This window comes from Nostoc paludosum FACHB-159, from assembly GCF_014698835.1.
GTDB lineage: Bacteria > Cyanobacteriota > Cyanobacteriia > Cyanobacteriales > Nostocaceae > Nostoc > Nostoc paludosum.
Genome location: NZ_JACJTU010000003.1, coordinates 60,027 through 80,856, shown reverse-complemented (window position 1 = coordinate 80,856; position 20,830 = coordinate 60,027). Strand labels below are relative to the sequence as shown.

22 protein-coding genes are annotated in these 20,830 nt (G+C 42.1%); 10 read left to right on the top strand and 12 right to left on the bottom strand.

The genetic code is table 11. The features are described 5' to 3' along the window. Positions 1-548: 548 nt before the first annotated feature. From phoU to H6H03_RS04200, 3 genes are read right to left on the bottom strand one after another with little or no spacing between them, the layout of a single operon-like run. The gene (phoU, locus tag H6H03_RS04210; RefSeq protein ID WP_190953893.1) at positions 549-1,217 is read right to left on the bottom strand and encodes a phosphate signaling complex protein PhoU; all 669 of its coding nucleotides are present in this window, start codon (positions 1,215-1,217) and stop codon (positions 549-551) included. Between the two features lie 28 nt (positions 1,218-1,245). Beyond that, the gene (locus H6H03_RS04205) at positions 1,246-2,571 is read right to left on the bottom strand and encodes an ATP-binding protein (RefSeq protein WP_190953892.1); all 1,326 of its coding nucleotides are present in this window, start codon (positions 2,569-2,571) and stop codon (positions 1,246-1,248) included. A 53-nt stretch (positions 2,572-2,624) separates the two neighbouring features. Next, on the bottom strand, positions 2,625-3,377 hold the full coding sequence (locus tag H6H03_RS04200) for a winged helix-turn-helix domain-containing protein (protein ID WP_190953891.1): 753 nt from the start codon (positions 3,375-3,377) through the stop codon (positions 2,625-2,627). Between the two features lie 470 nt (positions 3,378-3,847). On the opposite strand from H6H03_RS04200, the gene H6H03_RS04195 reads away from it, so the two are divergent. Together H6H03_RS04195 and H6H03_RS04190 are read left to right on the top strand one after the other, a co-directional pair. After that, positions 3,848-4,831, top strand: a complete 984-nt coding sequence (locus H6H03_RS04195) for a hypothetical protein (protein ID WP_190953890.1) — start codon at positions 3,848-3,850, stop codon at positions 4,829-4,831. Positions 4,832-4,890: 59 nt separating this feature from the next. Next, positions 4,891-5,970 (top strand): hypothetical protein, encoded by a 1,080-nt coding sequence (locus H6H03_RS04190; RefSeq protein ID WP_190953889.1) that lies wholly within the window; start codon positions 4,891-4,893, stop codon positions 5,968-5,970. A gap of 687 nt (positions 5,971-6,657) precedes the next feature. Here the strand turns inward: H6H03_RS04190 and H6H03_RS04185 are convergent. The 4 genes from H6H03_RS04185 to H6H03_RS04170 all read right to left on the bottom strand — a co-directional run bounded on the left by H6H03_RS04185 (position 6,658) and on the right by H6H03_RS04170 (position 8,776). Then, positions 6,658-6,795, bottom strand: a complete 138-nt coding sequence (locus H6H03_RS04185) for a hypothetical protein (protein WP_190953888.1) — start codon at positions 6,793-6,795, stop codon at positions 6,658-6,660. Between the two features lie 65 nt (positions 6,796-6,860). Continuing rightward, a complete protein-coding gene (gene hisA / locus H6H03_RS04180; protein WP_190953887.1) occupies positions 6,861-7,634 on the bottom strand; it encodes a 1-(5-phosphoribosyl)-5-[(5-phosphoribosylamino)methylideneamino]imidazole-4-carboxamide isomerase in 774 nt (257 codons plus the stop codon). A gap of 516 nt (positions 7,635-8,150) precedes the next feature. Then, on the bottom strand, positions 8,151-8,444 hold the full coding sequence (locus H6H03_RS04175) for a DUF3593 domain-containing protein (RefSeq protein WP_190953886.1): 294 nt from the start codon (positions 8,442-8,444) through the stop codon (positions 8,151-8,153). Next, positions 8,441-8,776, bottom strand: a complete 336-nt coding sequence (locus tag H6H03_RS04170) for a DUF2499 domain-containing protein (protein ID WP_190953885.1) — start codon at positions 8,774-8,776, stop codon at positions 8,441-8,443. Before H6H03_RS04170 ends, H6H03_RS04175 begins: the two co-directional genes overlap by 4 nt. A 126-nt stretch (positions 8,777-8,902) precedes the next feature. Between H6H03_RS04170 and csaB the strand changes: the two genes are divergently transcribed. Next, positions 8,903-9,940 (top strand): polysaccharide pyruvyl transferase CsaB, encoded by a 1,038-nt coding sequence (gene csaB / locus H6H03_RS04165; protein WP_190954078.1) that lies wholly within the window; start codon positions 8,903-8,905, stop codon positions 9,938-9,940. A 10-nt stretch (positions 9,941-9,950) separates the two neighbouring features. Beyond that, a complete protein-coding gene (locus H6H03_RS04160; RefSeq protein WP_190953884.1) occupies positions 9,951-10,403 on the top strand; it encodes a retroviral-like aspartic protease family protein in 453 nt (150 codons plus the stop codon). A 160-nt stretch (positions 10,404-10,563) separates the two neighbouring features. Here the strand turns inward: H6H03_RS04160 and pgeF are convergent, their stop codons facing one another. Then, positions 10,564-11,343, bottom strand: a complete 780-nt coding sequence (pgeF, locus tag H6H03_RS04155; protein ID WP_190954077.1) for a peptidoglycan editing factor PgeF — start codon at positions 11,341-11,343, stop codon at positions 10,564-10,566. Between the two features lie 77 nt (positions 11,344-11,420). Between pgeF and H6H03_RS04150 the strand changes: the two genes are divergently transcribed. Continuing rightward, the gene (locus tag H6H03_RS04150) at positions 11,421-12,239 is read left to right on the top strand and encodes a biotin--[acetyl-CoA-carboxylase] ligase (RefSeq protein WP_190953883.1); all 819 of its coding nucleotides are present in this window, start codon (positions 11,421-11,423) and stop codon (positions 12,237-12,239) included. Positions 12,240-12,329: 90 nt separating this feature from the next. Further along, positions 12,330-13,892, top strand: coding sequence for a M23 family metallopeptidase (locus H6H03_RS04145; protein WP_190953882.1), 1,563 nt, complete (start codon positions 12,330-12,332; stop codon positions 13,890-13,892). Here the strand turns inward: H6H03_RS04145 and H6H03_RS04140 are convergent. Beyond that, positions 13,786-14,022: a hypothetical protein gene (locus H6H03_RS04140; RefSeq protein ID WP_190953881.1), complete on the bottom strand. Its 237-nt coding sequence runs from the start codon at positions 14,020-14,022 to the stop codon at positions 13,786-13,788. The genes H6H03_RS04145 and H6H03_RS04140 overlap by 107 nt on opposite strands. Positions 14,023-14,035: 13 nt before the next feature. Next, complete coding sequence (locus H6H03_RS04135; RefSeq protein ID WP_190953880.1) at positions 14,036-14,716, bottom strand: riboflavin synthase; 681 nt, start codon at positions 14,714-14,716, stop codon at positions 14,036-14,038. A 340-nt stretch (positions 14,717-15,056) separates the two neighbouring features. Between H6H03_RS04135 and H6H03_RS04130 the strand changes: the two genes are divergently transcribed. Further along, complete coding sequence (locus tag H6H03_RS04130; RefSeq protein ID WP_096536256.1) at positions 15,057-15,554, top strand: bifunctional nuclease family protein; 498 nt, start codon at positions 15,057-15,059, stop codon at positions 15,552-15,554. A gap of 99 nt (positions 15,555-15,653) precedes the next feature. Continuing rightward, the gene (locus tag H6H03_RS04125; RefSeq protein ID WP_190954076.1) at positions 15,654-16,784 is read left to right on the top strand and encodes an aldo/keto reductase; all 1,131 of its coding nucleotides are present in this window, start codon (positions 15,654-15,656) and stop codon (positions 16,782-16,784) included. 22 nt (positions 16,785-16,806) lie between these two features. On the opposite strand, the gene H6H03_RS04120 is transcribed toward H6H03_RS04125, so the two are convergent. Then, positions 16,807-16,944, bottom strand: a complete 138-nt coding sequence (locus tag H6H03_RS04120) for a hypothetical protein (protein ID WP_190953879.1) — start codon at positions 16,942-16,944, stop codon at positions 16,807-16,809. A gap of 122 nt (positions 16,945-17,066) precedes the next feature. Between H6H03_RS04120 and H6H03_RS04115 the strand changes: the two genes are divergently transcribed. Both H6H03_RS04115 and H6H03_RS04110 read left to right on the top strand, forming a co-directional pair. Beyond that, positions 17,067-18,875 carry an ABC transporter ATP-binding protein gene (locus H6H03_RS04115; protein WP_190954075.1) on the top strand — a complete coding sequence of 603 codons (1,809 nt, stop codon included), beginning with the start codon at positions 17,067-17,069 and terminating at the stop codon, positions 18,873-18,875. A 278-nt stretch (positions 18,876-19,153) separates the two neighbouring features. After that, positions 19,154-19,771: a Uma2 family endonuclease gene (locus H6H03_RS04110; protein WP_190953878.1), complete on the top strand. Its 618-nt coding sequence runs from the start codon at positions 19,154-19,156 to the stop codon at positions 19,769-19,771. Between the two features lie 28 nt (positions 19,772-19,799). Here H6H03_RS04110 and H6H03_RS04105 read toward each other — a convergent pair whose 3' ends face one another. After that, entirely contained in the window at positions 19,800-20,672 is an 873-nt protein-coding gene (locus tag H6H03_RS04105) for a hypothetical protein (RefSeq protein ID WP_190953877.1), read from the bottom strand. Positions 20,673-20,830 lie beyond the last annotated feature (158 nt).

The window sequence follows — 20,830 nt, the reverse complement described above, 5'->3', positions numbered from 1 at the left end:
GTCTATGATAGTGAGAAAAAAGAGAGTCATTTAGCTGTTCACCCGTTACTTTAATTGTGCAAGTTTAAGAAAAGGTAAGCTTTTTGTAAAATATTTAATTAACTTAATTTTTTGGTATTTGATTTAAACTTAATATCATTGAAAAAATCTTTGCACCAAGGCTTAGTTTGACTTAACCTGTGCCTTTGTTGTAAACTCAAGTTAACCTCTTTTTATCATTCTGCCGAGATAAAAATAAATCTACTTGGAGTTAAATAGAGCCAAACCGAATAATAGCAAGACTTTTGAGTGTTGGGTTACTCTTCTCCTTCCCTTCGGGACGCTAAGAGCGAACGGAGACGCTACGCGAACGGGATCTTGGTAAGTTCCTCAAATACCAGTTGCTATAACGAGGAGCCAGCAACGGGTACGTAGAGGTTTTAGCCACGAGCAACTGTCGTGGTAACGCCAGCAATACACTGGCTCTTCAATCTCAGCGTAAATTGCTAAAAGCCTTGATAAATAAGGTTCTAGATTTTTATTTAGTGATAGTTCTTAAAGAAGGTTAATTAGGAGCGTTGACCGGTGACGATATATGCTACCCTTTGACCGATGTTAGTGGCGTGATCTGCCATACGTTCTAGACAACGAATCGCCAACGCCAACAGTACAATTGGCTCAACGACACCTGGTACATCACGTTGTTGGGCTAAAGTCTGATAAACGCGATCGTAGGCATCGTCTACGGTATCATCTAAGTGTTTTAAACCCCGTCCGCCGGCTTCATCAAACTCTGCCAAAGCGACTAAGCTAGTTGCTAGCATTGCCTGAGCGTGACGGGACATGACTTCAATATCTGGTAAAGACGTATGAGGCGTATAGGGAAAGATTTTAATGGCAATCTCAGCTAAATCCTTAGCATAATCACCAATACGCTCTAAGTCTCTCACAAGCTGCATAAAAGCACTCAAGCAACGCAAATCTTGTGCCGTAGGTGATTGCAGCGTCATGATTGCTGTACAATCTGATTCGATTTGTCTATAAAAGCGATCGATTTTTTTATCTAATCGGGGAAGTTCCTCAGCTGCTGCTAGGTTACGAGCAAATAACGCTTGGTGGCTGAGGCGAAATGATTGTTCAACCAAAGCTCCCATGCGTAATACATCCCGTTCTAAACGCCTAATACCGCGTGCCAGTTGGGGTCTCTGAGAATTGGGACTGTAACGGACAGCTTTCACACTTGTAATCTCAAACGTGAAGATATTCTTAACTATAGTCTTGGCTTAGGGAGTTTGACATCACTTCTGGGAATAGAATTTGCATCCACGCTCCACCAGTTTCTGGATGGTTCATCGCTTTGATGGAACCTCCATGAGCTAGAAGAATTTGTTGAACGATCGCTAAACCTAAGCCATTGCCAACAATTGCCCCTATAGAATTATTATCCTGCGGGGAATGGGATCTGGCTTTATCTCCACGATAAAATCGCTCAAAAATGTGGGGTAAATCTGCTTGGGAAAAGCCTACACCGGAATCAATAAGATTTATTTCGAGGCACGAGGAACCAGCATTATCCCCATTATTATTCGCTGATAGGATTTTTGCTTGGATGCGAATGGAAGTAGAAGGAAGACTATATTTAATGCTGTTGTCCAGCAAGTTGAGAAAAACCTGGTACATACGGGCTGGATCTGCCTTAATCCACAGATTTTCTGGGCCAGAATAACTCAAAGACAGATGTTGTCGCTGTGCTAAAGGTTCTAGGTTTTCCCAAACAGATGCAATTAGCGATCGCAATTCCACAGCTTCGGTTTGCAATTGCATGTTGGGGTTTGTTTCCATTTGGGTGAGTTCTAACCAGCTTTGCACCAAGCTAATCAAGCGGTCAACTTCTTGCATCAGGCGGTTAACCCAGCGATTTAAAGGTGGTTCCAAACGGTTTTGTAAAGTTTCCACAACCAAGCGAATGGAAGTTAAAGGCGTTCTGAGTTCGTGTGCTAAATCGGAAAAAGAGCGATCGCGTGCTTGATTTATATCCAATAGGGGTTGACGATTTTCTAAAAATACGCCTACTTGTCCGTTAGGTAAAGGTAAGCTACATGCCCGCAAAGTCAGAGATTTGATTTTCGGTATTTGCGCGGCATTGTCACAAGAGGGGTGAAATACCCACTCCTTAGCCTGTGGTTTTTGCCAATCACGAGTTTGCTCAATTAAATGATCGAGTTCATAAGACCTTACCAACTCCAGCAATAACCTTACTTGCCCTGGCTGCCACCTTTGCAGATATAAAATTTCCTGCGCCTGCTGATTGCACCACAAGAGTTGATTTTCTTCATCCACGTGCAAATATCCTACTGGTGCAAATTCCAGCACATCTTGGTAACTTTGCAGCGACTGTTGCAAATCTTGTCGCTGCTGCCTCAAGAGCATAATTTCTTGCCGTAACCCAGGAATCAGCGGCAGTCCCACTTTGTAAAAATGCGGGGTTAACGGTTGGAGTATGCGCTTTAGGTAGCGGTTAAGTTGAACCTGTTGCCAAACCCAAAACCCAATGCCTACCGCTAAACCCAGAAAAAATCCCAATAAGAGCATTTGAGTCGTTAGTTTTTTGGTGATTACTCAAAACTAACAACTATCGAAACTAATTATCCAAACCTATAGCCAAAACCTCGTACAGTCACAATATATTCCGGATGGCTGGGGTCTTGCTCTAATTTTTCACGTAACCAACGGATGTGAACATCTACAGTTTTGCTATCCCCCACAAAATCCGGGCCCCAAACCTGGTCTAGCAATTGTTCCCGCGACCACACCCGACGGGCATAACTCATAAATAGTTCCAGCAGGCGAAACTCTTTAGGAGAAAGACTCACCTCTTGACCGCGAACCAACACCCGACATTCTTGGGGATTTAAGGTCACATCCTTGAATTTTAAGACTGGTAGCTGTGGCAAAGTACTTAAGCGTTGACGCCGCAGTAAAGCCCGACAACGAGCGACTAATTCTCGCATACTGAAGGGTTTGGTTAGGTAGTCATCTGCTCCCACTTCCAAACCCAAAACGCGGTCAGTTTCGCTACCCTTCGCACTGAGCATTAAAATCGGTACTGGGTTGCCTTGATGACGCAGCAAACGGCAAATATCTAAACCATTGATTTGAGGCAGCATCAAATCAAGGATAACCAAATCAAAGGGAAGTTCTCCTGAGTTGGTTTCAAAACTTTTGAGATACTCAATAGCAGACCGCCCATCGGGTGCCGTTATCACCCCGTAACCTTCCTCTTCTAGGGCTACAGCTAGCATTTCCTGGATTAGTTCTTCATCTTCTACTACTAGAATTCGGCTGGTTTGTCCAATGTCCGTTCTTGCAGAATACTTGGTCGATTCACTGGTATACATTGATATCACAAAAGTCTAGGACTGTGCTTGTATCAATTAGGATGATCACATCTATTATCTAGCCTGAGTGCAACTGTGCTTCTACTAGGGTAAATTCTTTTAGATTTCCTTTACAAAAATTTATATCTACCACAAATCCTTAATTACGATTATAAAATGCTACCCCTGGAAGCCGCCAATAGTCTTTTTAGTCAAATAGCTTCAATTTTTCTCTTGACAAGGGCAAATTGCCTTGGGTATATTTATTAGTACAAAAGTACTAAAGCGCCCCAAAGGGAAAAATATACTTAGAAAAACCAAAGACAATACTGTGGATAACTCTTAGTATACCTCAGTGCCTGATGTTGATTATTTCAGTGTTTACACTGCGTTAAAAATACGATGTAAAGGCTACTCTGATGTCTGCATAGGGTAGTCATTGGTATGGCTTGCTACCCAATAAATTATTGCCTATTGAACGGAGTTGGAATATGACTACAGTTGGAGTCAAGGACAGCAAACAACAACTAATGCAAGCATTTCAACAAATTCTTATCCAAAGGAAAAAGCTGGAATTTAAAATAGCAACTAAACAAGAGGAAGCAGAAAAGGCAAAAAGTCAAGAAATTCTGCAAGCAGCTTCGGCATATACAGTTGATAGTATTGTCAAAGGTTTAGCTGATTTACAACTAGAGTTTGGCAGTATTCTCAATGCATTATCTGAAAAATTAGCTCAGGAAAATTCCAAATTAGATGAATTAAACCAAGCAATAGAAATTGAAACGCAACGCCTACAGGAGCTTCAGCAAATTAGAGTTGTTGCTGATACTCTAGATATTTTAAGCCAAGAACACCAAGAAAAACTCAAAATCCTAGAACAAGATAGTATTAGTAAAAAGGAAACTCTAGAGAAAGAAATTGCTCTTAGGCGGAAAGAATGGCAGAAAGAGCAAGCAGAGTATGAAGAAAAACTGCAAGCCTATAACGAGCTATTAGCCAAAGAACGCAAGCAAGCAGAAGAAGAATATCAATATAAATTAGAAACTACTCGTAAACTTAATACAGACAGCTACGATGCCATCAAGCGTCAACAAGAAAGAGAAATACAAGAAAATTCTCAAAACAAAGAGAAAGATTGGAACGAACGAGAAAAAATACTCACCAAACATCAGCCGCTATTTGCAGATTATCAACAAAAAGTAGCCACATTCCCTAATGAACTAGAAGAAGCTGTTAAGAAAGCTAGAGAAGAAGCAATTAAAGAAGCCAATCAAAAAGCCAAAATCGAGGCTGATTTATTTGAGAAAGAATGGGAATCTAACAAACAGAGTTATGAATTAAAAATTCAATCTCTAGAAGAAACAATCAAGAAACAAACTGAGCAGATAGAAGGTATTTCTGCCCAATTGCAAACTGCATTAAAACAAGCACAAGACTTAGCTATGAGAGCTTTTGGTAGTTCTAGTTCTAAATAGTTTGAGTTTGTAGCGTCTTAGTCATTTTGAATTTTCAATTCCTGAAGAGGAGGTTTGTTGTGGTGGTGAAAAAACCGACTGAGAAGAATACTAAAGTAGAGATTCTTCAGGCGTATGAGGAGTTAGCTAAAGAACAAGCAGCGCTGAAATCGCAACTTGAGCAAGTTGCTAAAGAAAGCAAGTCTGTAACTAAAGAACAGCCTAAAACAGAACAAAAAACACCTATGAATCAGCTTTCTAGTGTCCAACAAAAGATGAATAATACAATTGAAAGCTTAGCAAAAATTCAATTAGGTTTTGGTAGCGCTGCTAATGAGTTATCCGAACAATTAACAACTAAAGCTTCTAAATTAGATGAAATTAGACAAACTTTAGAAGATGAAATTCAACAATTAAAGCAGTTACATAATTTAGAAATTTCTGATAATATTTTGGATACTCTTATCCAATCCTATGAAGATAATTCTAAAGCTTATCAGGAAGAATATAGCCAGCGTGCTGAAGTGTTATTGCAAGAAATAGCAGATGAAAGAAATACTTGGGGAAAAGAACAAGAAGAACATCAACGGGCGATAAAAGAACGGAATGAAAACTTGAATAAAACTCGCCAACGCGATGCAGCAGAGTATAAGTATAATTTAGAACTCCAACGACAGCTAGACGATGATGAATACGAACAACATCAAAAAGCATTATATAAGCAGCTAGAGGAATTACTCCAAGAAACAGAAAAACAGTGGGCTGAACGGGAAAAAGCAATTTCTGAACGAGAAAAACAATTTGAAGAATTGAAAGCTAAAGTAGAGGCTTTTCCGAAAGAAAAAGAAGCAGCCATCAAAAAAGCTACAGAAGAAGGCAAAGGTATTGCTTATTACCAAGCTAAGGTTAAATCAGATTTATATTCTAAGGAAGTAGAAGGGCAAAAGCGCTTTTATGAACAAAGACTGCAATCTCTAGAACAGACTATTACTAATCAAGAAGCACGCATTCAAAATCTTTCTAAACAACTTGAATCTGCCCTTAAACAAGTTCAGGATTTGGCAGTTAAAGCCATTGAAGGTACTTCTAACGTGAATTCGTATCAGGCGATGAAAGAAATAGCTTTAGAACAGGCAAAGAGTCAAGTGAAAAATAAATAAGTGAGAATTCAGAATGCAGAATGCAGAATTCAGAATAATTTGAGTAAATTTAAAAACCTATGGCACTCTAGATTTTCTAGTCATTCTGGATTCTGGCGAATAACACCTTTATCATTACATAATCTATGCGTAGAGGCTTAATTAAATTTAAGTCTCTACAACAAAGTCTAACAATTTTTATTCTGTTTTCTTTGGTTTTTTGATATCTGGGGGAGGTTGTAGTTTCTTCTTGTTCTTTGTTCCATTAGCCTGTGTTTGATTAAATGCTTGATGGGAATTTTTATCTTGACTAGCCATAATATTAAACTTTGAAGTCTACTATAATTTTATCTACATTACGGGTATTGTCGATTACAGAAATATCTCACAGAAAAATTAAGTTTTTTCCAAAAAATGTAGTAAATAAAGTTACTCGCGTAGTATGCCTTCACTTTTAACAGAAAAAATACAAATCTTAATATATTAAGTTAGCGATCGCTTTCTGGCTGGACAAAATAGATAAAGTAATATGTTATCCAGTAATACTGACTACACGCTTTAATCTTGAATACTTAAGTATCTAGGCTTCCCAAGAATATGGCAACATGAAATTTATGGAGCCAAGTGTATAATTAGCATCATTATCAAAAATTTCGTTCTACCCAAACTATATCGATCAATACTTAACTTAACCAAACTTGAGATTTATTATTGTGTTAATGCTTTACGTATCCACTGCCTAAATGCCCGTTGGGCTGTACTAGATCCTTGTGTCAAGCTGAGTTGCAAAAACTGTAATATTCCCTCAATCACAGGTAACTTCCCAAATGTAGGGCTAGTTTCCACCTCAACATATTCTCCTTTATTTAAGACAAATACGTGTATGGATTTTTTGGGAAATACAGAAAATGTCAAGCAAAACTAGAAAAACCGAAATCGGGTGGAATATCCTGAATCCGCCCAGGGCCGATCGCTTGTAATGCTTCTTTGAGTAAAATATCCCCAGTATACAAAGCACGTCCGACAATTACACCAGTCACGCCTTGTGGTTCTAACGCCAGCAAACTCAACAAATCGGTAACAGAACTAACTCCACCAGAAGCGATTACTGGTATGGAAATTGCACCAGCTAGTTCTCGCAAAGCTTCTAAATTCGGCCCTGAAAGAGTACCATCACGGTGTATGTCAGTATAAATAATTGCTGCCGCGCCCAATTCTTGCATTGTGACAGCCAGTTGGGTTGCTAAAACTTCTGAAGTTTCTAACCAACCGCGAGTAGCTACACGGCCATTACGGGCGTCAATACCGATAATAATTTGTTCGGGAAATTCTTGGCAGAGTTCTTGCACTAGCTGGGGTTCTTCTACGGCGATGGTACCGAGAATTGCCCACTGTACGCCCAGATTAAACACTTGTTCTACGCTGGTGCGATCGCGCAATCCTCCGCCAATTTCAATGGGCACTGATACCACTTTAGCGATCGCTTCAATTGCTTGAAGATTTACTACTTTACCTGCTTTTGCACCATCTAGATCGACAACGTGCAATCTTGTAGCGCCCTGTTCCACCCACTGTTTAGCAACATCAGCCGGGTTTTCGCTAAAAACTTGCGAGCGATCGTAGTCTCCCTGATACAGTCGCACACAATGACCTTCTAGTAAATCTATTGCTGGAATTACATCCATTTACTTTTTCCTCTCAATGCAGTTTGAAAATGGGCATGGGGCATGGGGCATGGGGCATTGGGCACTTGTACTGAGCCAAGTCGAAGTATTGGGCATGGGGCATTGGGAAATAAGTTTGAACGTTGAGGTTTTAAACTGGAAAGTTGATGTTTTGAACTGAAACTTTGAGGTTTTGAACTGAAACGTTGAGGTTTTGAACTGAAACTTTGAGGTTTTGAACTGGAACTTTCAGGTTTTGAACTCGAACGTTCAGGTTTTGAACTGGAACTTTCAGGTTTTGAGCTCGAACGTTCAGGTTTTGAACTGGAACTTTCAGGTTTTGAACTGAAACGTTGAGGTTTTAAACTGGAACGTTGAGGTTTTGAACTGGAACGTTGAGGTTTTGAACTCGAACGTTTAGGTTTTGAACTCGAACTTTGAACCTCTGAACTCCAACTTTGAGCCTCTGAAGCTCACAACTTTCAGTTTTAAATCTCCCTTATCGTCTTCCATGCCCTATGCCCCATGCCCCATGCCCTACTCACTATTTTTCAATTCCTTGACTGCTTGCCGAAAACCCAAAACAATCAAGATGTTCGTAAGGGTCAAAAATACTTCTGCACCACCGTGTAACCAATCTACATTGGCTAGAGACTTGCCATAATGCAGTACGGCATAAATTCCTGCGGGAATGGTGACGAAAACAAATACAAGAGTACCGTAAAATCCATATAGCGCTAAACGCGGCATTTGTGGACTGCGGCTGATAAACCACAAGAAACCCAAATAGGGAAACAATGAAAGCGCGAACAGGGTTTCTTTAGACATCATTGCTTTGATTTAATAGGTTGGAGTGCAACAGTGTTAGTAGACTTTGTGGAACGCCAAATCAAAAACGCCGCCGCCCAAAGTGTAATGTTACCAACTAAGGTCATGGTAGCCTGAAGCGTTACCAGCCATTCGAGAGATTCGGCATTGTCGAAATAATGCCAGGTACAAGCACACATGGCACTAACCAAAGCTGGTAACATGGCAAGGGACAATGCCCACCAATTGCGGTTACGAGTGAGTTCGCCGTAAGTCCAAATTAACCAAATGGCAATAATCCACTCAATAACGCTAGAAATATGAATAATCCACGTGGGAATCGAAAGAACATGCATAGAAGTGGGGAGTGGGGAGTTAGGAGTGGGGAGGAGTTAGGAGTTAGGAGTTAGGAGTTAGGAGTTCTGAGTTCTCAATAAAGTTGATAATCTAAAATCCAAAATCCAAAATCTAAAATGGCAAAGATGCGGGCGTTATTATCTGGATATTACGGTAAAGGTAATGGTGGTGACGAAGCTTTGTTGGCAACGCTTTTGCAAATGTTACCACCTGATGTGACGCCTGTGGTGCTTTCGGGTAATCCAGAGGAAACGCGCGATCGCTACAATGTAGAAACTTACAATCGCATGGCTGTTTTACCTGTTCTCCAAGCTTTGCGCTCTTGTGATGCCTTGATTTGGGGTGGTGGTAGTCTGATTCAAGACGTTACCAGTATTATTAGCCCATTTTATTATGGCGGACTGATGTCATTGGCACAGAATTTCGGTTTGAAAACTGTAGCTTGGGCGCAGGGTATTGGCCCCTTGGTGCGTCCTCAAACTCGCTTCTTAGCCAGGCAAACTTTTAGAAATTGTACCAAAGTCAGTGTCCGCGATCGCGCCAGTGCTGCTTTATTATCTGAATGGCAAATTCCTTGTATCATAGCTCCTGACCCGGTTTGGGCATTGGAATCTAAACCAGTACCAGGACTTTGGGATTTACCTGCGCCGAGAGTTGCCGTAACATTGCGATCGCATCCCCAACTTACAGAAGCACGTTTGGCTAACTTGACTCGTGCTTTAGTAGATTTTCAAAAAGCCACGCAAGCGTTTATCTTACTACTGCCATTCCAAAAAAGTGAAGATTTAAGTATTGCCCAAACGATTCAACCGCATCTTCCAGATGTTAGCAAGATTTTGTGTCTGGAAGATCCGCAACTTTTAAAAGGTGTGTTTCGCGGTGTGGAAATGGCAATTGGAATGCGTTTGCACAGCTTAATTATGGCTGCTGCTGAAGGCTGTCGCTGTTTTGCTCTGAGTTACGATCCTAAAGTCAATCGTCTTATGGAAGAATTGGCGATACCTGGCTGGGATTTAGCAACTTTACCAGATGACACCAATTTGATTGGTAAAACTTGGATGGAACATTATGCTAATGGCGATCCGTTATCACCTGAGCAAATACAATCTTTAGTGGATAGAGCATTAATGCACCGTGAGTTGTTGAGTGAAGCTTTAAGTTAACTTTTGTCTTATGGTAAATCTCAATCGTGCCAATTCTGCCAATAATCAACCTATGGGTGCAGTTCGAGTCCCAGTCAAGCTCACCAATGCTATTGATGAAGCCCTTGTCAGCCGGGGAATACTCAATCCAAATATGCTGCGGGTGTATGAAACTGAAGCATTAGTGGATACTGGGGCAGTACGTACTGTGCTACCCATGTCTATTGTCGAGCAACTTGGCTTGAGAATTCGAGGACAGCAGATTGCTCAATACGCCAATGGTAGTGAAGAATCTATAGGCGTAACTGAACCCGTAATTATTGAGTTGATCGGACGGGAAACTACCGAAGCAACATTGGTTACAGGGGATATAGTTTTGATTGGACAAACGGCGCTTGAGACGTTAGATTTACTCGTGGACTGTAGAAATCAGCGACTTATCCCGAATCCAGAACATCCTAACTATCCTGTAATGAGGATATAGTTTTCGAGACGCGACGCCAGTCGCTACAACGGGGGGAACCCCAACGCGAGTTGTTCATGGGGGAAACCCCCAAGACCACACTCGCTCCGCAACGCGCTGGCTCATAAATCGCCGTCTCTACAAGTTTTTTGGTCTAATCTGAACTGTATTGGGATATCGGCTATCGACTGATTTTACCGCTGACAATTCCTGACCACTGCACCTTTTTCTCCTGTTCCCGACGATAAGAAAAGAAATGTTCTGGAGTTTGGAAAGTACAATAAGGAGCGATCGCAATTTGTTCTCCACTAATTCCCAAACTTTCCAGCTGTAAAACATTTACTCGCCGCACATCAACTTTTACCTTTCCAGGGTTGGGGTCTGCTAATAAAGGTGAATTTGGCAGATTTTGTAATGCTTGGACAATTTTTTGTTCGTCATTATGTGGTATAATGCTGGCTCCGATCTCAGCAGCTACCTCAAGAGAAACTTGGTAAACTTCACCTGCGATCGCCGGCCCCATTGCAATACGCAAATCATCAAGTTTACTGCCTTGGGATTTGAATCGGGCGATGGCTTGGGGGACAATCTTCTTGGCAGTACCCCGCCAGCCAGCGTGTATTGCTGCCACTTGTCCTGTTTTCACGTCCCCAATCAGCAGGGGCGTACAATCTGCACTAGCAACCCAAACAGCTTGTAGAGGCTGTTCGCTAATTAAAGCATCTGCCGAAGCTAAACCATCTTCAAGAGTGCTAGTAGCGATTTCTTGGGGGGTGAGAACAGTATTGCCATGTACCTGCTTTAAGCGATAGACTGATGCCTTTGGTTCGAGTATGAGTGTGAGATCTTGTGGCGATCGCGGCCAAAACTGCTGGGTAAAGAAACCGTGATGCCAGTTTTCCAGAATACTGCAAGTCAAATAGGGCAGTCCTTCCCAATTGCGCCAGTGCCAAGTGTGCATCATCAACCAAACCTAAAGAGAAAATCACTCATCAGCCAATTAATGCTAACTTGAACAAGGCCATTTAGGTTACTGCTGTGGAATTTAATCTGCAAAATTTAGAAGTAGCCTTGAAAACAGGGCGAAAGTATCCATATTTAACATTTTCCCCACACTTTTTTGAAAGTGTCTCTTCAACAAATCAAACCCTCTGGGACATGCTAAACCTTGGGGCGACTTCAGGAACAGTAGTAATTGCCACTTCACAGAGTGCGGGACGGGGGCAATGGGGACGCCAATGGATTTCTCCAGTCGGGGGATTGTATCTTTCGCTGGCGATTTCTTTTGACCACAAAATACAAGCTACTGACAGCTACCAGCTAACTTTTGCTAGTGCTTGGGGAATTGCGTCTCAATTGCGCCAGCACAATGTGGATGTTGGGATAAAATGGCCCAATGATTTAGTTTTAAACGGTCGCAAGCTAGGCGGCATTTTGACAGAAACTAAAGTAAATAAAGCACAAATTACACAAGCAGTAATTGGTGTTGGCATTAACTGGATAAACCCAGTACCAGAAACAGGAATTAATCTGGAATCGTGGCAAGCTTCCCAAAATTCCAGACCAATTTCTTGTTTAGAAATGCTCGCTTCTACGGTTTTAGTAGGAATAGAATCCGGTATGCAGTGCCTCTTGGAAGAAGGAATAAACATACTCTTATCTCGCTATTTAAATTTGCTTACAAACATGGGCGATAAGGTGTATGTCAATAATCTTTCAGGTACTGTAGTCGGTGTGACTCCCCAAGGAAATTTACGAATTGATTTAGAAAATTATGGGACAAAAGAACTAATGACACCGGAAATTTATATTGAACCCGGTACAATCAGTTTGGGATACCATAAATCTTCCGTTTAAATTTCAGGTTTGTTCAAAATTTCGCTCTTTGGGCAAGACAAACCACTAGCATCATCTCTTTAGGCTAATTACACACAACTGAGAGAACAAATGACGCAGCGCAAAAATTCTGCCCATCATCGTTTGCACTACTTATGGCAGCGAGGTGTGACAAAAAAACGTTTTGCCTCGACGCTACCAGCACAGAGTCTCTGTTGGCTAAGCAGCGTCAGTCTCCTAAGCGGCGGCTTCGTGTCTGCCCAAACGGAAACACAAATAGACAACATCGTTCCCACTGTTGAAAGTTCCCAGCCAGCAGTGGTTTTTACAAACCCAGTGAAAAAACAGACTGTTGCGCCCGAAACAGCTCAAACACAGCCAGACTTTGCTCAACGGCGAACCAGACTCAGGCAGAGATTACGCAAGCCAGAAGTTGCTCAATCAAAACAGCCAATTCGGCAGTCTCAGCCTAAAATCGAAGCTGCTGAACCCGTTGTTATTATCAGACAGTCTCAGCCCAAACCAGAAACGTCCCAGATTGCTCCTGCAAGGGTGCGACAAGAAAAACCTAATACTGCTCCCCGTTCCTTACCTGCAAAACTCCCAGAAGTTGCTCAACCAGCAAACAACTCAAATAGCGCTGTCAGGGCGGCGATGGAGAAGGCCAAGGATTATAATAACGCCTATATTGACCCCAATAGTTATGATACCGGCGCAACGGGCACTTATCAAGCACCAAGTTCCGTAATCCTCACAGAACGTTCTAGTGGTTGCCGAGCCACTTTGCCTTCAGGGCAAAACGTATCTGGTGGGGTTTGTGCTAAAGCACCCCAAACTGGGCGTGTAGCCAATTCTAATGGAAAATCAGCACCTAGTTGGCTTAGCAGAAGTCAAAACGCTCAGTTGCCAGTAGTTCCACCAGTGCGACAAGTGGCAAGCGCTGGTAACAATGGCAGATGGCGTGCTGTTCAAAGTGTTTCTAGTAGTGACAATAAGACTGGATTCCGCCAGAATCGATTTATTCCTAGTCCCAGCGATTTTGGCACCACCAAGGTGAGTGCGACTCCCATTGCCCCCAGTGGTGGTACTTTACCGCCACCAATGGCAGATGGCAACATAGCACCCCGCCCCAGCAGCGTAAGTTACGACTTCTCCCTGGCATCAGTATTGCCGCAAATTCCCTACAGTCCGAGAATCGCCTATGGCGGTACGGGAATGATGTACCCACTGTCAGTTCCCGCTTCCATTACTTCTGTGTTTGGTTGGCGAATTCATCCCATCACAGGTAACCAACGCTTCCATGCTGGTACAGACTTGGGTGCGCCTACGGGAACCCCAGTTTTGGCTGCTGCTTCTGGAAGCGTGGAAACTGCTAACTGGGTGGGTGGTTATGGTTTAACTGTTATCCTCAGTCACAAATCTGCTGAACAAACTCTCTACGGTCACATGTCAGAAATCTTTGTTCAACCCGGCCAGTGGGTACAAGCAGGGACTATGATCGGCCGAGTTGGCAGTACAGGTAACTCTACAGGCCCTCACCTGCACTTTGAAGTCCGCCACCTCACACCTAATGGGTGGGTTGCTGCTGATCCAGGCGTAGAATTACAAAGCGGCCTGGCCCAGTTACTTCAATCCCTGCGAACTGCCCAGGTAAGCCAGCAACCAGGGAGCTAACTGGGGACTGGGGATTGGGGACTGGGGACTGGGGAGATGGGGGAGTGTGGGGAGTGTGGGGGGAAAGATTTCTTCCCCATCCTCCCACACCTCCCACACCTCCCACACCTCCCAATGCCCAATGCCCCATGCCCACTACCCAACTACAAATACCCGTGTTCTGCTAAGAATGCGGGTGTAATGTCGTTTATACTATTATTATCAGGGTCTGTGGTGTGTGGTTTGCCAGAATAAAGGAATTTTTCCACATATTTGCCGAGAATATCTCCTTCTAAATTGACTAAACTACCAGGAGTCAAATAGCGAAGATTTGTCTCAGCATAGGTGAGAGGAATCACCGCCACCTTGAATTGAGAAAATTCTGGCTCATATGTGGCGACTGTGAGACTAATGCCATTGACGGCGATGCTACCTTTGGGGACAATGTAGCGTGCGATCGCCTCTGATGCACTAAAGGTCATTTCCCAAGAAGTCGCTGTTTGTTCTGCCATTAACAATCGCCCGATGCCATCTACATGACCCATAACAAAATGACCCCCGACTTTGCTGCCAACTCTGAGGGACGCTTCTAAATTGACATATCTCTGTTGGGTTTGCTCACCTCCCAAAGTTGTGCGACGTAGGGTTTCCGGTGAAGCAGTGGCGATAAAGCCATCCTTTAAAACTTTTTCCACCGTCAAACAAACGCCGTCCACCGCAACACTGTCACCATAAGCCAAATCTTGCATAATTACTTCACCCGATTGGCTAACACAAGTAATTTGCCAAGAATCGCCCCCTAAGGGTTTCATCGTTCCTAAAGCTTGGATTAATCCTGTAAACACCGCTTTTTTGCCAAACTAACTCTATTTATTGCCTAATTTTGGCAGAAATTAATTAGTAATTGTCACAGAAATTGAGAATATCTGAGTATATTTTCTGACTTTTTTTATATGGGGAATATTAACACATTATCATCCTTCACGAGGCATACTTGGGTAAGAAGCTTATTGTTTAAGCAGACCCATTTGAATTACTCTGGTGTACACCACAAGTTCGGAGTTTAATAGAAGCAATTATAGAGAACGAATGCTTATGTTTATTACTGTCGCCAAACCGCCTGGACAAGAGTACTATTTGTTACACACCATCCAAGGCTCTCAAAAAATTGTAGAGGCTTAGCCAATGATTGAAATGAAAGTCGCTGGCATAGCATTAGATGCCATAACCCGCAGCCCAATCGTACTTTTGAAAGATTCGTCAGATCGGCGGGCTTTGCCAATTTACATCGGTCAAGAACAAGCTAGGGCAATTATGGGCGCACTGGAAAATCAGAAGCCTCCTAGACCCTTAACCCACGATTTGATGGTGAATCTTCTAGAGACCTGGAACATGACTCTAGAGAAGGTGATTATTCATTCCTTGCAAAAGGATACCTTTTATGCTGCCTTAATTGTCCAGCAAGGTGAAGTCAAAAAGGAAATCGACGCCCGTCCTAGCGATGCGATCGCCATTGCCCTCCGCACAAATACTCCGATTTGGGTAATGGAAGAAGTCATCGCTGATGCTTCTATCCCAGTTGACCGCGATGCAGATGAAGCCGAACAGCAAGCCTTCCGTGAATTTGTTTCCAATCTCCGCCCTGAAGATTTGATCAAGCGCTTTGGCAATGGCGACAGTTAGAAAAGTTAAGAGTTAAGAGTTAAGAGTTAGGAGTTATCAATTACATTATTCAATTCCTAACTCCTCACTCCTAACTGTTAACTTCTAACTCTCTTAATGATGCAATACCGACGCTTTGGAAAAACAAATTTGCGCCTCTCGGTTTTTTCCTTGGGAACAATGCGCTACCTGGCTGATTTTGAAAATGCCCAGCAGACCATCGAACAAGCCTTAGCCTTAGGAATTAATCATCTAGAAACTGCCAAAGGTTACGGCAAAAGTCAGGAATATCTTGGTAGGGCACTAAAAGCTGGTTTGTCGGTTCCCCGAACGAAGCTGCACCTCACTACCAAAATCCCACTTACACGAGATTCCGACACCATGCGTCGGTGCATCGATGAATCCCTAGAACAATTACAAACAGATTATGTAGATTGCTTAGGCATTCATGGCTTAAACACTTGGCAACATTTGGAATGGGTACAAGCTAAAAATGGCTGTATGCAAGCTGTCGAAGAAGCTGTTGCTGATGGGCGAGTTCGACACGTTGGTTTTTCGACCCACGGGACATTAGAGTTAATTCAGGCAGCAATTAATACAGACTTTTTTGAATTTGTCAATTTGCATTATTATTATTTTTTCCAACGCCACGCCCCAGCGATTCAACTAGCTGCCGAAAAAGACATGGGAATTTTCATCATTTCCCCTGCTGATAAGGGAGGACGCCTCTACACACCATCCCAAACCCTTAAAGACCTGTGTCAGCCGTATTCACCCTTAGAATTAAACTATCGATTTTTACTTTTAGATAACCGTATTACTACCTTGAGCGTTGGGCCGGCCAACCCAGATGAATTAATCGAACCTCTGCAAGTTGCTGACCGAGATACTGAACTTACGCCAGAAGAAATTTCTGCATTCCAGCGATTAGAAAATCAGCAAAAAATTGCTTTGGGGATTGATAAATGCAGCCAGTGTTATGCTTGTTTACCTTGCCCAGAAAATATCAATATTCCAGAAGTATTGCGGTTACGAAACCTCGCAGTAGCTTATGACATGAAAGACTATGGCCAATATCGTTATGGAATGTTTGAAAACGCTGGTCATTGGTTCCCTGGAATGAAAGCTAATCGCTGTACCGAATGCGGTGACTGTTTGCCCCGATGTCCTGAAAATTTAGATATTCCAGCTTTATTGGAAGATGCTCACCAAAGATTAAATGGGAAAGCAGGTAGGAGATTGTGGGGATAAAAATGTAAACATGAGTCAGGAGTTAAAATTCAGGAGTCAGAATATTCGTTAAGGGATTTCCAAGAAATAAATTATCCCATCTTGTGGGGTGGGCATCTTGCACCCCCGTAATCATGGGCGGGTGAGACGCCACTGGTGTCAACTGTCGCCCACTCGTCATTGTAGCGCCTGAGTTCTGAGTTCTTTTTTGCTAAAATTTATAAAGATTAAATAAAGTCAGGAAGATCCGCTGCACTGGGGTATCTCGCGGCAAGTAAAGATGAAGATTAAAAAAAAAGAAATATACTACGCCAATCACTGACGGTTTTCCGGTACAGTGGACGGGCTATAAGCTTAGTATGGACTACTAGCCGATCGCTTACTATTTTTCTGGCTAGTTTAACTTTAGTGGCTGGTATTTTACCGGCAGCGATCTCTTACATAAGTAAGTTAATTGTTGATGCAGTAGTATTTGCCTCTCAGGTTAGCTCAGACAGCAATGGTTCTGTTAATATTTATCCTGCTTTGTTGTATGTAGGATTAGAAGCGATCGCTGTAATTTTACTAGCAGGTAGTCAACGCGGAATCACTATTTGTCAGTCGTTATTGCGGGCGCTATTGGGTCAGCGAGTGAATGTACTCATCTTAGAAAAGGCGCTGACACTGGATCTTAGGCAGTTTGAAGACTCAGAATTTTATGACAAATTGACCAATGCTCGACGAGAAGCATCAGTTCGTCCCCTTTCCTTAGTAAACCGCACCTTTGGCTTAGTGCAAAATGCCCTTTCCCTGTTCACATACGGTATTTTGCTAGTAAATTTCTCAGTTTGGGCGGTGCTAATGCTGATTTTGGCTGCCATACCTGTATTTATTGCCGAAACAAAGTTTGCTGGAGAAGCCTTTCGTTTGTTTAGTTGGCGTGCATCAGAAACCCGTCAACAGCACTACTTAGAAAATCTGCTAGCCAGAGAAGATTTTGTCACAGAAGTCAAACTCTACCAACTCGGACAGATGTTGCTAGGACGTTACCGCAACCTGTTCGAGCAACTTTATGGCGAAGACCGCGATTTGACTCTCCGGCGAGGATTGTGGGGGTATTTGCTGAGTTTAGTCAGTACTGGCGCTTTTTACGTAGCTTATGCTTGGATTGTGCTGGAAACAGTACAAGGCAAGATATCCTTGGGAGACATGACAATGTATCTCACTGTGTTTCGCCAAGGACAGTCTACTTTCTCCAATGCCCTGACTTCTATTGGAGGGATGTATGAGGATAACCTATATCTATCAAATCTCTATGATTTTCTGGAAGAGAAAGTACCAAAGTCTTGGGGTAAGGCAACCGTTGGTTTAAATCCCCAAGATGGTATCCGTTTCGAGAACGTATCATTTACTTATCCGGGAAGTTCCAAGCCAGCATTGAGAAACATTTCGCTGCACTTGAAACCGAGAGAGAAACTAGCAATTGTAGGTGAAAACGGTTCCGGTAAGACTACCTTAATCAAACTACTTACCCGGCTTTACACCCCTGACTCTGGGCGAATTTTCTTAGATGGTTTGGACTTGCAAGAATGGGATGTGGATGTGTTGCGGCGTCGCATTGGTGTAATTTTTCAGAACTTTGTCCGCTATCAATTTACTGTGGGTGAGAATATTGGCGTCGGTGATGTAGAACATCTCGAAAATGAAACTCTTTGGGAAACTGCTGCTCAAAAAGGTATGGCGCAATCTTTTATCGACCAATTACCCCAAAGTTTCCAGACTCAACTCGGCCGTTGGTTTAAGGGAGGACAGGAACTTTCTGGGGGACAATGGCAGAAAATTGCTCTGTCTCGTGCTTTTATGCGATCGCAAGCAGATATCTTGGTGTTAGATGAACCAACATCAGCTATAGATGCCCAAGCTGAGTTTGAGATTTTCAATCATTTCCGCGCTATTACTCAAAATCAGATGGTACTTTTGATTTCCCATCGCTTTTCTACGGTACGAATGGCTGACAAAATTCTAGTAATAGAAAATGGGGAAGTTATAGAACAAGGAACTCACGAAGAACTGTTACAACTAGGGGGACGTTATGCCAAATTGTTTTTGTTGCAAGCTGCCGGTTATCAATAGGAAAGGGGTTAGCAGGCTTTTTGAAGTGAGTAAGGTAGTACAGTTTTGTGTAAACTCATAATGTTTTTAAACGCAGAGGAACGCAAAGTAAACGCAAAGTGACGCAGAGTTTTGCCTAATTTATTTCACTAGGAATTAATGAAATATTGTACTTAGCGAATTAAGATAGCGAACATAAAACCTCTATCTAACCTGTTAACCCGTTCGGTAAACATGGATAAAATATCTTTAGTGCCTAGACGCTCCGTATCGTTAAACATTGTTACCCCCATAGAGCTATGCAAATAACACAACAGCGATACTATACCCCAGAGGAATATTTAGAGCTAGAAGAAGCTGCTAACTACAAAAGTGAATATATTGACGGGCAAATAATTCCTATGGCGGGTGGAACAATAAATCACAATCGGATAGCTGGTAATTTCTATGCTGTGTTAAACTTCGCGTTCAGACAACAAGAATACGAAGTGTTTAATAGCGATATGCGTCTATGTATACAGCAAAAGCGTATCTATACGTATCCGGATGTGACAGTAATAGCTGGTGAACCAGAATTTTTCAACAACCGTACAGATATTATTACAAATCCCCAAGTTATTGTTGAGGTTTTGTCTAAATCCACTAAAAACTACGATCGCCAAGATAAATTTGAAGCTTACCGGACTATTTATACCTTTCAAGAATATCTATTAATTGACCAAACTCGAATTCGTGTAGAGCAATTTTCTAAAACTGGAAAAAAGCAATGGACGCTTCGTGAATATGATGAAGAAGATGAAGCGATCGCTCTTACAACCGTAACCTTTGAGATTTCTTTGCAGGATTTATATAACAAGGTAAACTTTGAGCTTGTTGAGTCGGAAGGGGAAAGTGCTGATGTTGAGGGATTGGGGTAAAAAAATTTATTACCCCTAAGACTAAAAATCAGTTTGACGCCACAAGAAATTTAGGGGAAGTCTCTAGCTTAAACTCTGCTTGTATAATATGTGAAATCTTATTGACTCTTTTAGGTAGAGCAAAAGACATAAGAGTATTGAGTGTAGTTTTTCCAATTCCTCCAGTCTGAGGTTCTGGATGACCTATATTTCGTAGAATATCAGAAAGTTTTATTGAAGAACGAGAGTGAATATTAAAAGTTGATCTATCTTGATTTGCAAAACGTATATACCAATCGTAGTCTGCCATAGTATTTAGCTTAATAACTTGATTGCCACCTATAAATTCAGTATGTTCAATGTTAGGTTTAAATATTTCTCTTAATTCTTGCATTCCATCATCCCAAGCTACCTCCTCTGCCGAAAAAATCACTTCAGAGTCTACTTGTCTCTGTAAATTACGTCCCTTACGTAGACTACGATTCAATAGAGCATACTGGTAAAGTATTTCTGGCATTTCTACTCCAAGAGTATATAAACTCTGTCCCTCGCAGAATGCACGAGCCTCGTCACACAGTTGATTTATTAGTAGGCTAATATCTTTAATAGCAAAACTTGTATAATCTCCTCCTTTAGCTTCAAAGGCATCAGCTTTTGCTCTGACACTAAAGGCAAGAGCCACCATTAGTGGCAATCTTTCCGGTTTGCCTACTTCAATACGATTAAGTTGAGTTCGCAGCCAAGCTTCTAATTCCTCGGCTCTTTGAATAAGTGGATCTGCTTCTAGTAATTCAGGTACTGTATAGGTAAATCGTTCATAGGTTTTGAGTAGTAGAAAAGTTCGAGCCTGAAACTCTTCTCTGCACCTACGAGCTTCTAAATCTTTAACTTCTTCTACAACATTTTGAAAACCTGTACGCATCTCCTCCCTTAAACAAATGTGGTTCTGGTCGCTGGGTAAATGGATTAACCATAGTTGTTGTCAAAATAGACTTAATCTGAGTATTCCCAGGAATAATCTTGGTGTATCGGTTCTCTTAAGTTAAGGATGCGATCGCCCCACCATCCCCCATCAACTTA

Excerpts from the sequence above, each read along its gene's own strand:
- H6H03_RS04205 (WP_190953892.1), bottom strand. The coding sequence starts at position 2,571 with ATGCTCTTATTGGGATTTTTTCTGGGTTTAGCGGTAGGCATTGGGTTT.
- H6H03_RS04200 (WP_190953891.1), bottom strand. The coding sequence starts at position 3,377 with ATGTATACCAGTGAATCGACCAAGTATTCTGCAAGAACGGACATTGGA.
- H6H03_RS04195 (WP_190953890.1), top strand. The coding sequence starts at position 3,848 with ATGACTACAGTTGGAGTCAAGGACAGCAAACAACAACTAATGCAAGCA.
- hisA (WP_190953887.1), bottom strand. The coding sequence starts at position 7,634 with ATGGATGTAATTCCAGCAATAGATTTACTAGAAGGTCATTGTGTGCGA.
- H6H03_RS04175 (WP_190953886.1), bottom strand. The coding sequence starts at position 8,444 with ATGATGTCTAAAGAAACCCTGTTCGCGCTTTCATTGTTTCCCTATTTG.
- H6H03_RS04170 (WP_190953885.1), bottom strand. The coding sequence starts at position 8,776 with ATGCATGTTCTTTCGATTCCCACGTGGATTATTCATATTTCTAGCGTT.
- csaB (WP_190954078.1), top strand. The coding sequence starts at position 8,903 with ATGCGGGCGTTATTATCTGGATATTACGGTAAAGGTAATGGTGGTGAC.
- H6H03_RS04160 (WP_190953884.1), top strand. The coding sequence starts at position 9,951 with ATGGTAAATCTCAATCGTGCCAATTCTGCCAATAATCAACCTATGGGT.
- pgeF (WP_190954077.1), bottom strand. The coding sequence starts at position 11,343 with ATGCACACTTGGCACTGGCGCAATTGGGAAGGACTGCCCTATTTGACT.
- H6H03_RS04145 (WP_190953882.1), top strand. The coding sequence starts at position 12,330 with ATGACGCAGCGCAAAAATTCTGCCCATCATCGTTTGCACTACTTATGG.
- H6H03_RS04140 (WP_190953881.1), bottom strand. The coding sequence starts at position 14,022 with ATGGGGCATTGGGCATTGGGAGGTGTGGGAGGTGTGGGAGGTGTGGGA.
- H6H03_RS04130 (WP_096536256.1), top strand. The coding sequence starts at position 15,057 with ATGATTGAAATGAAAGTCGCTGGCATAGCATTAGATGCCATAACCCGC.
- H6H03_RS04125 (WP_190954076.1), top strand. The coding sequence starts at position 15,654 with ATGCAATACCGACGCTTTGGAAAAACAAATTTGCGCCTCTCGGTTTTT.
- H6H03_RS04120 (WP_190953879.1), bottom strand. The coding sequence starts at position 16,944 with ATGACGAGTGGGCGACAGTTGACACCAGTGGCGTCTCACCCGCCCATG.
- H6H03_RS04110 (WP_190953878.1), top strand. The coding sequence starts at position 19,154 with ATGCAAATAACACAACAGCGATACTATACCCCAGAGGAATATTTAGAG.
- H6H03_RS04105 (WP_190953877.1), bottom strand. The coding sequence starts at position 20,672 with ATGCGTACAGGTTTTCAAAATGTTGTAGAAGAAGTTAAAGATTTAGAA.